The sequence below is a fragment of the Pseudomonas sp. Q1 genome, assembly GCF_009935975.1.
Lineage (GTDB): Bacteria > Pseudomonadota > Gammaproteobacteria > Pseudomonadales > Pseudomonadaceae > Aquipseudomonas > Aquipseudomonas palleroniana.
In genome coordinates this window covers 103,948-116,659 of sequence record NZ_QODI01000013.1, presented here as the reverse complement: position 1 = coordinate 116,659, position 12,712 = coordinate 103,948, and the positions used below count along the sequence as shown (strand labels likewise).

The 12,712-nt window shown below is 60.6% G+C and carries 17 protein-coding genes; all 17 read right to left on the bottom strand.

The window, feature by feature from the left end:
* Positions 1-540, bottom strand: coding sequence for a hypothetical protein (locus DK870_RS20980; protein WP_161549572.1), 540 nt, complete (start codon positions 538-540; stop codon positions 1-3).
* A 101-nt stretch (positions 541-641) separates the two neighbouring features.
* Positions 642-3,278, bottom strand: coding sequence for a phage tail protein (locus DK870_RS29855; protein ID WP_161549571.1), 2,637 nt, complete (start codon positions 3,276-3,278; stop codon positions 642-644).
* 9 nt (positions 3,279-3,287) lie between these two features.
* Positions 3,288-3,812 carry a phage tail protein gene (locus DK870_RS20970; RefSeq protein WP_161549570.1) on the bottom strand — a complete coding sequence of 175 codons (525 nt, stop codon included), beginning with the start codon at positions 3,810-3,812 and terminating at the stop codon, positions 3,288-3,290.
* Positions 3,809-4,981, bottom strand: coding sequence for a baseplate J/gp47 family protein (locus tag DK870_RS20965; RefSeq protein WP_161549569.1), 1,173 nt, complete (start codon positions 4,979-4,981; stop codon positions 3,809-3,811). The genes DK870_RS20970 and DK870_RS20965 overlap by 4 nt, the downstream gene beginning before the upstream one ends.
* Positions 4,978-5,295 carry a DUF2590 family protein gene (locus DK870_RS20960; RefSeq protein ID WP_161549568.1) on the bottom strand — a complete coding sequence of 106 codons (318 nt, stop codon included), beginning with the start codon at positions 5,293-5,295 and terminating at the stop codon, positions 4,978-4,980. Before DK870_RS20960 ends, DK870_RS20965 begins: the two co-directional genes overlap by 4 nt.
* Complete coding sequence (locus tag DK870_RS20955; RefSeq protein ID WP_161549567.1) at positions 5,292-7,610, bottom strand: phage tail tape measure protein; 2,319 nt, start codon at positions 7,608-7,610, stop codon at positions 5,292-5,294. Before DK870_RS20955 ends, DK870_RS20960 begins: the two co-directional genes overlap by 4 nt.
* A gap of 6 nt (positions 7,611-7,616) precedes the next feature.
* Positions 7,617-7,760: a hypothetical protein gene (locus DK870_RS29405; RefSeq protein ID WP_032862709.1), complete on the bottom strand. Its 144-nt coding sequence runs from the start codon at positions 7,758-7,760 to the stop codon at positions 7,617-7,619.
* Positions 7,761-7,780: 20 nt separating this feature from the next.
* Positions 7,781-8,068, bottom strand: coding sequence for a putative phage tail assembly chaperone (locus DK870_RS20950; RefSeq protein ID WP_161549566.1), 288 nt, complete (start codon positions 8,066-8,068; stop codon positions 7,781-7,783).
* A 31-nt stretch (positions 8,069-8,099) separates the two neighbouring features.
* On the bottom strand, positions 8,100-8,558 hold the full coding sequence (locus DK870_RS20945; protein ID WP_161549565.1) for a lysis system i-spanin subunit Rz: 459 nt from the start codon (positions 8,556-8,558) through the stop codon (positions 8,100-8,102).
* A complete protein-coding gene (locus DK870_RS20940) occupies positions 8,558-9,091 on the bottom strand; it encodes a lysozyme (protein WP_161549564.1) in 534 nt (177 codons plus the stop codon). Before DK870_RS20940 ends, DK870_RS20945 begins: the two co-directional genes overlap by 1 nt.
* Entirely contained in the window at positions 9,088-9,294 is a 207-nt protein-coding gene (locus DK870_RS20935) for a hypothetical protein (protein ID WP_090369211.1), read from the bottom strand. The genes DK870_RS20940 and DK870_RS20935 overlap by 4 nt, the downstream gene beginning before the upstream one ends.
* Positions 9,291-9,509, bottom strand: a complete 219-nt coding sequence (locus tag DK870_RS20930) for a TraR/DksA C4-type zinc finger protein (protein WP_161549563.1) — start codon at positions 9,507-9,509, stop codon at positions 9,291-9,293. The genes DK870_RS20935 and DK870_RS20930 overlap by 4 nt, the downstream gene beginning before the upstream one ends.
* The gene (locus DK870_RS20925) at positions 9,509-9,958 is read right to left on the bottom strand and encodes a phage protein (RefSeq protein ID WP_090369206.1); all 450 of its coding nucleotides are present in this window, start codon (positions 9,956-9,958) and stop codon (positions 9,509-9,511) included. Before DK870_RS20925 ends, DK870_RS20930 begins: the two co-directional genes overlap by 1 nt.
* 6 nt (positions 9,959-9,964) lie before the next feature.
* Entirely contained in the window at positions 9,965-11,086 is a 1,122-nt protein-coding gene (locus DK870_RS20920) for a DUF2586 domain-containing protein (RefSeq protein ID WP_161549562.1), read from the bottom strand.
* An 11-nt stretch (positions 11,087-11,097) separates the two neighbouring features.
* Positions 11,098-11,778: a virion morphogenesis protein gene (locus DK870_RS20915; protein ID WP_161549561.1), complete on the bottom strand. Its 681-nt coding sequence runs from the start codon at positions 11,776-11,778 to the stop codon at positions 11,098-11,100.
* The gene (locus DK870_RS20910; protein WP_161549560.1) at positions 11,768-12,217 is read right to left on the bottom strand and encodes a phage tail protein; all 450 of its coding nucleotides are present in this window, start codon (positions 12,215-12,217) and stop codon (positions 11,768-11,770) included. The genes DK870_RS20915 and DK870_RS20910 overlap by 11 nt, the downstream gene beginning before the upstream one ends.
* The gene (locus DK870_RS20905; protein ID WP_134657046.1) at positions 12,214-12,684 is read right to left on the bottom strand and encodes a head completion/stabilization protein; all 471 of its coding nucleotides are present in this window, start codon (positions 12,682-12,684) and stop codon (positions 12,214-12,216) included. The genes DK870_RS20910 and DK870_RS20905 overlap by 4 nt, the downstream gene beginning before the upstream one ends.
* Between the last annotated feature and the right edge of the window lie 28 nt (positions 12,685-12,712).

The window sequence follows — 12,712 nt, the reverse complement described above, 5'->3', positions numbered from 1 at the left end:
TCAGGCATTCGGGAGCACCAGAACAGGCAGTTCGGCCACCAGATCAGAGTTGCTCGGTGTTTTGCGCTTGCCCTGCTCGATCGCCGTCAACTGGTCGTAGCAATAGGCCCAGCACAACGAGCGCCAGGTACGGAACGCTACCCCGTCAGCCTGGAATTTTGGCACTGCAGGTTCATCTGCGTAGCTGATCGCGTCCTTTAGATCGGAGTAACCGGCCTTATTGGCTGTTTGGTCCAGGAACAGCTGTACGCTGGTTACGTGTCCCGCTCTGACCTGCTCCCAGGTCAGAGGTGGCGGGTCCAGAGCCACGGGCCGGCCTTCGACGGCCTGAATGACCTTACCCTGTGCCTGGGCGGCGAACAGTGCCTGATATTCCGCCTGGGTGATCTCCAGCAACTGGCCAGCGGGCGGAAGGTTGCAGTCAGGATTCGGCACGTCTACCAGGGGCGGTTTGGCTTTTGGGTCTTTGGCCTTGATCATCGGGGCTTTAGCCGTTGAGCCTTCGGGCGCCATCCAGTCCGGGTCAGGTACGCTGATCATGGGGTGTTTCCACTTCGGATCAGCGATAACAACGGTGCGCTCCCCGTGGGCGCGAGTGTCGTAAAAACCAGCTGTTGCAGCGTGAAAATAGATGCTCATGATCAGTAGCCAGTGGCCTCCCAGTAAATGTCATCGGGCGAATTGAAAGGACCGGATATCACCGAAAACTGAGAGTTGCTGACGATCAAGGTGTTGGTACCGGTCGAGGTATCGGAATAAAAGAGACTGGTCCTGGATGCGACCAAAGACGTGCAACGGTTTGGGAACGCTATGGGGAAACTGCGGTGGGTCACGCTATCCGAGGCGCCTATAGTGATGCCCCACTGCTTGATAACGCCCGTCTGCGCACATTTCCACCAGCCGTTCGGCCCCAAAGACGCAGTGTTTTTCAGAACGGCACCTGGCACATCAGGTGTCGCCTGGGGCAGGTTTGTCAGACCTGCGGCACTTCCGAAGTAAGTACCTGCTACCGAAAGGTTGCCTCCCTCCGTTAGCGTCATGGCGTTGTTGGTTCCCCCTACATGAGTCACTACCTGGGCAGGTGTGCTTGAGCCTCCGCCGGCGTAGGCTTCCATCGATGCCAAATGCCGTTCGCTCCACTTGGTAGCTCGCCAAACCAAGTAAGCAAAGTTGTTCTGTGGGCAATCCACCTGCATAGCTGGCCACCGGCTACGCCAATCAACAAAGCCACCGCCCAGTTGCGGAAAGTCGAACCTTGCAGGGCCCGTCAGCGTGCCGCCGGCAAGCGGCAATTTAGAACCATCCCCGATTGCGATGTTCTGGGTACCATCGAACTCCACGCCATTGATCAGCCGCGGTATCGCCAGCTTGGAAGCGCTACCAGCATTGCCCGACACTGCAATGTTGTAGGTGCCTGATAGGCGCGCTGCGGGGACGGTACCAAGGGCAAGCGCGCCGGCGTTTAAGCCGCCCAACGATCCACCATCGCCGATGTACGATCCCTTGATCGTGAGAGAACCAGATCCGTCGAAGGTGAACGCGTTATTAGCCGATCCTACGTGCATCACTACAGTGGGTTGGGATGTGGAGGAACCACCCGCGTACACTTCCATAGCAGCCAGGTGGCGTTCACCCCAGCAACTACCGCGCCAGACTTGATACGCCGAAGTATTAACCGGGCAGGTGATTTGCAACGCCGCACTTCGCTCCTTCCAAGCGACAAAAGAGCCGGCCATACCGGGGAAGTCGGCATAAAGTGAGCCACTCAGTGTGCCGCCGGTTAGCGGCAACTTGGCGTCATCGGTGATCGAAATATCTTTGGAGCCATCAAACAACACGTTGTTGATGGACCGAGCGGTTTTTAACTGAGTTGCTGTTGAAGCGTTACCGGTGACGCCGATGTCATAAATTCCCGCTAACCGTCCGCGAGGAACACTCCCCATCGCCAACTCGCTAGCGTTCAGGCTAGTGAGCTTGGATCCGATACCCTTATAACTTCCGACAATCGATAGATCACCGCTGCCCTCAAATGTAAAAGCGTTGTTGATTGGATAGACGTGTAGAACTACCGAAGGGAGAGAGGTGTCATCGCCACCCGAATAGACATCCATCGCCGCCAGGTGACGGGCCCCCCAATTGGTCCCCTTCCAAATCGAATAGGCGTATTGGTTGACAGGGCAGTCAACCTGCAACGCCGGCGTGCGTGCTTGCCAATCGACGAAACCTCCACCCATGGCAGGGAAGTCAGCGCGAATGCCACCGGTCATCTTGCCGCCCGCCGTCGACAGTTTAGTGGGGTCTTCGACAGTCACATCTTTGGAACCATCGAACGCCACACCGTTGATCTTACGAGCCGTACTGAGTTTGTCTGCAGATCCTGCACGCAGCTCAGCGTAATACCCTACCTTGGCTGCGAAGTGGTCAATCAGAGGGCCGTCGATCGGTGCGACCGTACGAAGGTCCGTCACGGCGCCCGAGCCCGCAAGCTGTGCCAGCGGGATGCAGTAAACCCACACGCCGTCAGCGCTGACAAAATCAAGCTGATCGGGATCAAACACCACTTTCCAGCTGGCCAGAACATCGTTCAGCTCACGACGGAGTGAGACGTGCAACCACACTTGGGTTGGGATTTTCGGCGGTGCGATTAGCAAGGCGCCGGCCAGCTCGACGCGGATACCTTCGATGTACGCCAGGCCAGGTTTGAGCTGGTATCCGGCCGCGATCTTCTCCACCTGCAGACCACTGCGGTAGAAACACGCTCGACCAAACACGTCGCGGTTGCTAAGGCGCTCGCGCTCGTCGATCCCCTTTAACCGCACGGTGAAGTCGTGCTGCCAGGTGCTGGCATCAATCGTGATGCCGGTCAGTGCCTGGGCACCGTCGAACATCACCAGGATGTTACGGGTCACGTTGTTGCCGATCTGCTGCGGTGGGATGTTCTTGCGCTTCTGTTGCAGCGGGACATAGGCCACGGCCAACAGAACATTCTCGGCCGTTTCCAGGCCGATCCAGTTCCAGTCGAAGTCCCCGATATCGCTGCCCAGCATTGAGCTGTACACCACCTGGTTGGGGTTCACGAAGCCGATGTTCTGCGCTGGGATCGTGTAGGTGTGGACGATCTGCGCCGCCGGTGGCTTCGGCGCGGCACGATTGACCGGGCTGTTCGGGTTCAGCCCGGGCACGTTGGCAAAGATAAAGCGCACGACATCGAGGCGCTGTTGCGCACCCAGTTTTTGGGCGATCAGGCTTTCACCTGCAAGGGTAATACTGGCTCCCACAAGAGGCTCCTACAGGCTGGCAATCAGCGTTTGCTGATCGTCGTTAAAGTCAGCCGCGAAGAGGCGCAGCGATACAGGGGTGAGGGTCACGAAGTCATAGCGCCGGCAGGTGCGGCCGTATTGCTGAATCAGCACGCGCAACAGCTCCGGGTTCTGCGATAGCTGGGAGTCGGAAAGGCGCAACATCACTACGTCCCAGTCCCGATCGGGCATACGCTCGTCAATCTCGACATAGCCCACGCCGAGGCGCTGCAAGATGCGTTTGAGCCCAGCCGTGCTGCCGGCGTCGACCGCATTGATGAAGGCGAACTTGACGCGCAGGCGGTACAGGCTTTCCGGCTCATCCTTGAAGCGACTGATATCGCGCTGCCAAGCCAGCAGGTCCAGGACGGTCAAGTGGCAGGTGTCTGCATCCATCTGCAGCAGCGGCCATTGCAGCCAGCCTTCGACCTTTTCCCACCAGGACTGCGCGGCCGCTTTCAACTTGGCCAACTGCGGGCCATCGAGCCAGAAAGGCAAATTGAGCTTGATCATGCCGGCACCACCTGCAGGCTTCTGATCCTGGGAATGCTCAGCTCTGACACGATGTCGGCATTGTCAAAATGCAGCGACTCAATGCCGGGGAACTGCTGGTGTAGCTCTTCGCCCAGGCGGCTAAACGAGAACCGCGATTGGGGATAGGTCAGCGTCGGCTGATAATCGCCGGTGCCGCTCTCGCGGAACGCTGCACGAATGAACTGTTCCACTTCCGCCTGCAGCTTGGTGCGCTGCTCAACCGTCAGCAGTGGCCGTGGCCACAGGGTCAGGCTCAGCACGTGCTGGGTTTCTGGCATGACCATCACCAGCAGGTCATCACCGTGGCCATGATTGCCCTGGTCGCGAATATGCGCGTTGATTTGCTCCAGGTACGTCGCGGCCGGCACGTCAGCATCAAACAGCACATAGGCATTGGCGCTGCCCGGACCACGTGGGGCCCCATGCAGGAAATACACGCCGTCCGGCCGAACACCTGGGAAGGCGGAAATCATGGCGCGGTATACCGAGTCGGTGTGCCACTGGTTGACCGCCGAGAATTGGTTACGCGTACGCAAACGCAGCTGATCGTCCGGCTCAGGATCTGCACCTGGTGCAATCAACCAGCCGTCCGCGTTGACCACTTGAACGATGCCGGCAATGGGCACGGGGAGGATCGCGTAGTAACCCGGGGCCAGGTTGTAGCCGCTGCCAACTTCTTGGGCTTCCACCGGGACTTCCAGCTGCAGCACGCCGTCCGCAAAGGTGACGGCCTGGGTGCTGATCAACTGATAGACATGCCCATTGATCGCCGCGGACTGCACCACAACGCCGGCGGGCAATTCCAAAGCACCGCCCGGTACATCACGGGTAAACAGCAGCACGCCTTTGGCCTTGGTCGCGCCTTTACGCTCGACGTTGACCGCCCAGGCCAGCATGTCCAGCCATTTGCCAACGGCGGTTTTCACAAAGAAGTTGGGCAGGATCGTGCCGCTGACAAAGTTGATCAGCCACAGCACCGGCTTGGTCACCAGGGCGGTAATCACCCGCCAAAAGGGCGAATAGGCGCTGGTGTTGCTCATCTTGCTGCCCTGGGCCGCAACTTCCTTTTCCCATGCCTGGCGCAAGCCTTCCTCGGTGATCGGAATTCCGCCGTCAACCAGGGCCTGTTTGAAATCTACGTCGCTCACAGAGTCACCTCGATATCGCCAAATTTCAGCGTTTTCGCCGTGACCAGGTACTGTCCAGACACCACTTGTTTAATCAGTGCCGTGCCCGGTACCAGGCGCTCGTCGGCCTCTACCAGCAGCTCTAATTGCTGGATGCAGTCGCGCTGACGCAGGCGGCTGCGCTCGGCCACCAACGTGACCAGCAAACCGCTCTCGCGGATCATGTGCGCGATGTCCTGGGCGATGCTGGCCCGGTCCTCGATCAGCAGCGGCTGACGCGAAGGGTCCAGCACCAGGTCGTTGTCCATGATCAGGAGATCGATGTATTCGCTCATCCGCCCACCGCCATGGCCAACATGCCTTCCAGCTCCAGCGGGTTCATCGGTTTACCGGTGTGAATGTTGACGTTCTCCACATGCGTGCCCTTGTTTTGGGTTTGGTTGTTGTTTTGGATGCTGGCTAGGAAACCGCCCCTGGGCACAGCGTCCGGCCGTTTGGGTGAAAGGTTGGTAACCGCGCTATTGATACGCTGCTGGCTTTGTTCGGCCTGCTCGGTCGGCTTCGACGCCGTTACCAGGGCCGGCGGCTGTAAAGGCTGCGGGACGTTGAGCTGCGGCCCGATCGGCGACGGCGTTTTCAATGCCGGCACGGCCACCAGTGCTGGCACCGTGCGTGGGACTTCGGGAGCGCTCACCGGCTGGGCGATCGGCGCGGGGGCTTTCGGCACCGGTGCGAGCACCAGGGCGGGGGCTTGGGCTTGGGCTTGCGGTTGCAGTGCGTTGAGGGTTGGCATGGCCGGCGCCGGTGCTTTCGGCGTAGCAGCCATGACGAGGGGCGGCGCCTGGATGGGTTGCTGGGGAGCGCTCACCAACTGCGGCAGCAACGGCGCCTCGACCTGAGGCGCACTGATGGTCGGCAATTCCGGCGTTACCGGCATGTCACCAAACGCCGCCTCAATGTTCACACCGGGGATCTTGTTCAGCATTTCGATCAAGCCATTGATGGCCGATTTAAAGATGCTGACGATGCCGTCCCACGCGGCGCTGGCCATTCCCGACCAGCCGCCCATCGAACCGAACCAGTCAGACAACGCGGTCAGTTGCCCGCTGACCCACTGGAACGCCTCGCTGTTGAGTAGTGCGCTGGTCCATTCGTCCCAGTAGATGATCGCAGCCGCCACGGCGGCAACCAGGGCAACAATGCCGACCACGATCCAAGTCACCGGGTTGGCCAACAATGCGGTGTTAACCAGCCAGATCGCGCCCTGCCACAGCAACATCGCGCCTTTGACCAGCCCCATCCAAGCGACCATCAGCACCAGGCCGGCCACAAACCCGACCACCATCACGGTGTGGTAGAGGAACATGGCGATACTGCGATAACCCGACCAGGTGAGCGCGTTCCACACGACAACGGCACCGAGCCACGCCATTTTCGACAGGCCCACCGTGAGAGTGAGCAACGACATAGCGGCCGTGATCGCCAAGAACGATAGCGTGACAATCCCCATCAAGCGGGTGATGTTCGGGAACAACTGAGTCCAGCGGGTCAGCGTGCCGGCAATACCCACCAGGCGATCCATCAACGGTGTCAGGATGGGAATCAACGACTGGCCAAAGGCAATACGCAGGGCCTGCACGGCGGCGCTGAACTGCTGCCACGGATCCACCATGTTTTTGGCCATACGCTCGGCATTTTCCAGGCCGCGCACATTGCCCAGCTGTTCCATACCGTTCTTCAACCGCTCGGTGTCGCCCATCAAAGTGGTGATCAACCGCGCCGCTTCGCCGCCAAAGGCGTCGCGCAGCTTCTTGCCATTGGCCTCGATTGTCAGATCCCCGAACTTGCCTTTGAACTTGTCCAGGACATCCATGATCGGCAGTAACTTGCCCTTTTGGTCCACAAAGGACATGCCCAGCTTTTCCGATGCACCGCTGACGTTCTCAAAGAACGACTTGTAGAGACCACCGGCCTCCCCGCCGTCCATGGTGTTGCCAAGGGCGCCCAGTACGGCCATTTGTTCGGCCAGGCTCACACCGGCGGTGCTGGCCAAGCCACCGGCAGCTTTGAAGGCTTCGCCAATTTGCTCGCCACTGGTGCGAAACAGCTGCACAGCCGTGGCAGTTTGGCCTGTCAGGGTTTCGACCCACTGACCTTTGCCCATGGCGTCAGCCTGGCCCTTGAATAGGTTGTACATGGTGCCAACGTAGGTGCCCATGGTGCTGGCGTCGGACTTGGTGGCCTTGGCCAACAGGTTGCTGGCATTGGTGAAGGTGGCCAGCTGACTGCCCGCGAGCCCCTTAATAGCGCCCTCGATGTGATACGCCGAGGCAACAAAGTCCTTAGCGTTCTCGCCGTAGGCCACGGAAAACTCCAGGGACTTGCGATTCAGTGCATTCAGCGCGTCTTCGGCCACGTTCAGCGATCGGACTTCGCCCAGGGCGCGGTTCATCTCCAGCGCCGGCTCCATTGATTGAGTGATACCGACATACGCGCCCGTAATGCCCGCCAGGCCGAACCCCATGGTCTTAATGTGCTTTTCGCTCTGTTCAGCCAGATCAGAAAAGCCCATTTTTACCTTGCCCATAGGGGCGGTGACCTTATCGGTCAGGCTCAAAATGAAGGCCAGGCGGGCACTTTTGTCAGCCATCAATGTTCATCCGTTCAGTGCGTAGGCGATGCCGTTGGCAATGGCGATTTCCATACGGCGCCAGTGCTCGTCCTCCAACCACTTGGCCGTGCCCATCACCTCGGCGGTGGGCTCGGCACCAGGTAGCCAGCGGCTTGCCAAGGCCACCAGTTGGCCAAGGCCGTTTTCGGTCAGTCGTTCGGCGTGGTCGAGGGCTTTTTTACGGTGATTTCAACGTCCGGGCCGTACTCTTCCAGCAGCGCACCGGCCAGTTGCATGACCAGCACCGGGTTGCCCAACTGGGCCTTGAGGGTGGCGCGTTGTTCCTGCTTGACGGTTGTCACCAGCAGGTTGTTGGCTGGCGACACCTTGTTGGCCTGGGTCACGGCGTTGAAGTACTTGGTCACGTCTTGCGGGGTCAGTGCGAAGGTGAATTCCTTTTCGCCTACTTCCAGGGTGATATCGCGTGTATCGGTCATGGTGTAACTCCGTTCAGAGGTTGGGTGTCAGTTATGGTTGGCGCGGGCAAACCCGCAGGGCGTGGTCTTGCAAGCCCAGGATCATTTGCCGACTGAGGGCAAGCTGATCTCTGAGGGTGAAATAACCCTGTCGAGCGTCTGCTGTGAGTTCGGCGGTGGCTGCATCAGCCACGCCGCCGGCGCCGGCACTGGCGGGCATTGGGGCGCTGCAGGTGGCGTTGAGGCGCAGCCGCTTACGGCCAGCAACAACGTCAAGGCGCAGAGCATCGTTTTCAGCACGTTCATGGTTCAGTTCCAGGGTTCGTTGAAGATCGATCGCGTCACGCTCGGCCAGCATCTCGCCGCTGATACGCGCCGCTTCACGCAGGCCGCTGGCTTCGAATAGCGCGGCGTCACGCTCGGTACGTGCGGTGTCGCGCTGCAGCTGCAGCAGGTCGAAGCCGAAAAAGGCCACCAGGCACAGCACCAGGACAAAAATGCCTTCGCGCATCACAGGCCCGCCTCACACATCGCGGCTTCTGCCAGGCGACGAGCGTGCAGCCCCGGGACAAACACCTTCTTGCCCTGGGCGGTGGTGGTGAAGGCCCATACGGGCGTCTTGCCGTCCGGCGCCCAGGCCAGGGCCTTGCAGCCGTCTTTGATGCGGCCCGCATTGATCAGGCCCACGGCGCGACTGGCGCAGGTGCTGGGCGTGCCGAAGTTGTGGCCATGGCTGCTCAGTGCGTCGAAGGTGTTCTGGCCCACGTCCTGGTTGGTGATGCAGTCGGCCAGCTGCAGTTGGCCTTTGCTGATCACCAACTGCTCCACCTCGTTGCAGCGGGCGTCTGACCAGTAGTCCCCTACAACCACCGGGTAGGGGCTGGTATGGCGGGTGATGCCCTTGCACACGGTTGGCAACCCACGGGCCAGCTTGTCGGCGTAGACGGTGTTTTGGCCGTTGCCTTCCCAGGTGCCCAGGAACACCACCAGCGTGGAGCTGCAAAGCGCAATGGCGCCGGCAGCGATCTTGCCGCGCAGGCTCATGGCTTCACCTTCCAGTCGCGCAACATCTGGCGATACTTGGGCACCAACAGCAGGATCTGCAGCACCATGTAGAGGGCTGTCAGCATGTAGGCGACAGCCGACCAGTCGACGGCCCCTGTCGCTCCAGTGGCCGCTACACCGATCGCAGGCGACGCCTTTGCCAGTGCGATGGCGGTGTCCTGGGCCGCCTGATTCGTGCTCATCGCTGCATTCCTTTTTCGAAAAAAGACTGGCATGGGACGCAACGGGTCTTGCCGCCCAGCGCCTGGCGCGCAGCGGGAATCTCGTTATCACAGTCCTGGCAGTGGGTAAGGCTTGGGCCCGCTGACTCACGCCGGGCCTGGGCCAACTGGGCGTTGATAGCCTGGTCCCGCTGACGTAGTTCCAAGGCTTGGGCGCGATCGAACGGGCAAACCATCAGCTGATACCCTCGATCTCGGTGGCATCCAGGTAAGGCACGCCATTGATGCGGATAAAGTCCGGGCTGGTGACCTCGAAAGGCACCTTGTGCTTGGTCTTCTCGCCGCCCTTGGGATCGATACTCAGCAGGCTGGACACCTTCAACTTGCAGCCGAAGGCTTCAATGCGCAGCTCGTCGTCGCCAGCCTTGGCGAAGAACACCACGTCGAATGCCGCCAGCTTGCGAAAGCTACCGGCAGTTCGCGCCGCCTCAACGACCAGGTTGAAGTTGGTGGCGTCCAACTCCATTTCACCGGCGCCGGCCACATCGCCGTCGACGTAACCATCAGGCACGCCCCGGGTTTGCGCGGTCTTGCTGTTGTCGGTGATATCCAGGGTGCAGCTCTCGACGTGGACCTGCAGGTCGCCCAGGTTCACGTCAAAGTTCTTGCCGCCAATACGTGACATGGGGGGTTACTCCGAAGCGTCGTTGGAAAGGTCCAGGGCGATGTTCGCCGTGAGGTCTTTCGGGCAGTTGTGGGGCTTGAGCTTGATGTACGCCTCAACGGCGGTTTTGCTCTTCCAGACCAGGACGATGTCGCCGTCCTTGGGCGTTTCGATCTCGCCCGGGAATACCTCGCCGGCGAACTTGACCGACTTGGCCATGCGGCGCAGGGGGGCCATCAGCGCATTGGTGTTTACAGCCATGCTGTTGGGGGTGCTGTTCAAGCGGCGATCGGCCACGCGGCGGATCAACAATGGCCGCACCTGGCGCGCTGCCTTGTCGGCAAGGCGTAGGTATTCAATGACCTGGTAGTCGCTACCTGGTGCATCCAGCATGTTGCCGTCGCCCCAGTACACGCCCGGGTAATCGGAATAGGTCTGCGAAACCGAGAAGCGTGCCTTGTCCAATTCCGAGCGGATCGAGGACGGCAACGGCACACCTTCGGAGTCGACAGGTACGGGGCCAAGTCCCAGCACCGCACCGGTGGCCACACGCATGGGGCTGTCAGCGATGCTGACCGCCGCGTTGGCCAGCCTTCCGCCCAGCACGCCCAGGTCGTTACCGTGCAACTGCGGCACCACCAGGACACGCGGCGCGGATACGCCGGCGGTGATCGCTTTTTGGGCCACCAGGTACTCGGCCCAGCTTTGGAACGGACTCAGCGACAGGCCGGCCGTGGCGGCCATGACAAAGGCGCGGCGGCCGTAGGTGTCATTCATCGACACGGCCGCGTCGTGCATGGCCGACAGTTCAGCACCGGTGGCCACCGGTTTGGTGATCACCACCGCCTCGACGGAAAAGCCCTGCTGCTGGGACATTTCCAGCGCTTTGCTCCAGTCGCCATCCGCCGCGATCGGCGCCGCAAGGCACGCCCAGCGATCACCACCGTTCAAACGCGCTGCAGTGATCTGAGTTTTCAGGTCGCTGACGGTGACGCCCAGTTGGGCGTCCAGATCGCTGTCGGTGTTGAGGGCGATCAATTTGCCGGTGTTTTTCGGGCCGGGACCGATGAAGAGAAAATAGCGCTCGATCTCAGTCACGGCGCCTTGGCCCAGATTGAGATTGTTAACGCTGACTTTGCCAAGTGCCATGCTGTGCCTCGTTAGCGGGGTGAATTAAGGATTTGTTGGAACACCTGGTTAACCAGGTCGCGGGTTTCGCCGCTGGTTTCCACGCCGAGGAATTGGCGTTTAGGCAGGGTGATGTCCCAGCTCTGTGCGCCGGTCGTCTCCGTGCGTTCGTCGTTCAAAATGCGGATCAGCAAGCCGGCCTTGGCGTAGTTCACATGCTCTTGAATCCATACCACTGACGGCCTGGCCAGCGCCTTTTTGCCCTTCTGCCGAACACGAAAGCCCAGCCGGCGCAGGCGCTTGGCCTGTTTGTCGGTGCATGCAATACCTTGTGGGACTTTGTTCCAGCGGCGCATCTGTGCAGCGGTGCGCCGCTCGCTGACGCCGTTGTGCTGCTGGGCGGCGACCCAACGGGTCAGGGCGTTTTTCCAACCCAACTCAGCTTCTTCCGAGCTGACGCGGGTCACCTGCAGCAGCTTGGCCAGGCCGGTTTCCATCTTCTTTTTGCCCTTGGCACTGCCCTTGCGCTCAGCGAAGGGGGTGCCGTCGGTGTTCCGCTGCTCACGTACGCGTTTGCGGCTCATCGTCCGCACACGTGTGGTCACTCTGTTCAGCAAACGCCGGCGCAGTTGGGGCGGTAGCTCAAGCAACGCCAACTGGGCATCGACATCGAGCAAGCCCCTGACATCGAGGTCGAGCGGGTTAGCGGCCATTGCTGCCCACCTCGCCATGCTCGGCAACCCACAGATCGAACGGAACGAACGCCCAGCTCTTGCCGAACGCCTCGATCTCGCCGCCAGGGTCTTCTGCCAGGTATTGCGGCTCGACAAATTCAAGCGACAGCTCCACGTCGAAGCTGTCCTGGTCGAGAGGCTCTACGGTAAACATCGGCTCCGGCAGCTCGTGGCGATCGCGGTTGGTGTCGTGGGTCTCCAACCAACTGCCCACCAGGGCCATCAGTCGTGCCGGGTGATCGGTGAAACGCTCGAGGGAGAGCACAGCGCGGTAGCGCATATCGGCCATGTGCAGGCCGTCGCGGTCGGGCTTCCAAATCAGTTGAAGGCTGACCTGCTCCGTCCAACTGTCGAACTGCTCAGGTGCCACCAGGTTGCGGGCCATCAGGTAGGCGGTCAGCGCCTGCAGCTGGATCATTGCAGCGACGCCGTGATGCGGCCACGGCCCTGCAACGCACGGACGGCCTGTTGGCTGAAAGCCAGGAAGGTTTCTGCGCGCTCGGGCGCTTCCTTGCCGGTGTTTTCGGCGCTCTCGCGACGGGTAACAGTGGCGAACTGTGGCAGCGAATTACCCTTGGCGCGGCTGTAAACAGCGCGTTTGTAGAGCGTGATTTTGTGGGAGTAGGCCCATTCGGCCGGGGTGGCCAAGCCTGCCGCTGCCTGCAGGTTCGATACACCTGCCGCCTGCAGCTTGGTCTTCACACGGGCCAGGTCGGTGTTCACATCGAACATGGCGCTTTTCAGTGTGTCGGCCAGCAGCTCCACCAGGTACTCCGCCGGCAGGCGTTGTTCCTTTTGAAACTCAGACAGAGAGAGGTCAGGCCAGAAGCCGTCATTCTCGATTGTCAGTTCCACAAAGGTGGTGGGCTTCCCGGAAAAGCTCATTGCTGGCCGCTCAAATAGGGCGGGAAGC

What these genes read in the sequence shown, in the direction of transcription:
- DK870_RS20980 (WP_161549572.1), bottom strand. Translation starts at nt 540, where the DNA reads ATGATCAGCGTACCTGACCCGGACTGGATGGCGCCCGAAGGCTCAACG.
- DK870_RS20970 (WP_161549570.1), bottom strand. Translation starts at nt 3,812, where the DNA reads ATGATCAAGCTCAATTTGCCTTTCTGGCTCGATGGCCCGCAGTTGGCC.
- DK870_RS20960 (WP_161549568.1), bottom strand. Translation starts at nt 5,295, where the DNA reads ATGAGCGAATACATCGATCTCCTGATCATGGACAACGACCTGGTGCTG.
- DK870_RS20955 (WP_161549567.1), bottom strand. Translation starts at nt 7,610, where the DNA reads ATGGCTGACAAAAGTGCCCGCCTGGCCTTCATTTTGAGCCTGACCGAT.
- DK870_RS20950 (WP_161549566.1), bottom strand. Translation starts at nt 8,068, where the DNA reads ATGACCGATACACGCGATATCACCCTGGAAGTAGGCGAAAAGGAATTC.
- DK870_RS20945 (WP_161549565.1), bottom strand. Translation starts at nt 8,558, where the DNA reads ATGCGCGAAGGCATTTTTGTCCTGGTGCTGTGCCTGGTGGCCTTTTTC.
- DK870_RS20940 (WP_161549564.1), bottom strand. Translation starts at nt 9,091, where the DNA reads ATGAGCCTGCGCGGCAAGATCGCTGCCGGCGCCATTGCGCTTTGCAGC.
- DK870_RS20935 (WP_090369211.1), bottom strand. Translation starts at nt 9,294, where the DNA reads ATGAGCACGAATCAGGCGGCCCAGGACACCGCCATCGCACTGGCAAAG.
- DK870_RS20930 (WP_161549563.1), bottom strand. Translation starts at nt 9,509, where the DNA reads ATGGTTTGCCCGTTCGATCGCGCCCAAGCCTTGGAACTACGTCAGCGG.
- DK870_RS20925 (WP_090369206.1), bottom strand. Translation starts at nt 9,958, where the DNA reads ATGTCACGTATTGGCGGCAAGAACTTTGACGTGAACCTGGGCGACCTG.
- DK870_RS20920 (WP_161549562.1), bottom strand. Translation starts at nt 11,086, where the DNA reads ATGGCACTTGGCAAAGTCAGCGTTAACAATCTCAATCTGGGCCAAGGC.
- DK870_RS20915 (WP_161549561.1), bottom strand. Translation starts at nt 11,778, where the DNA reads ATGGCCGCTAACCCGCTCGACCTCGATGTCAGGGGCTTGCTCGATGTC.
- DK870_RS20910 (WP_161549560.1), bottom strand. Translation starts at nt 12,217, where the DNA reads ATGATCCAGCTGCAGGCGCTGACCGCCTACCTGATGGCCCGCAACCTG.
- DK870_RS20905 (WP_134657046.1), bottom strand. Translation starts at nt 12,684, where the DNA reads ATGAGCTTTTCCGGGAAGCCCACCACCTTTGTGGAACTGACAATCGAG.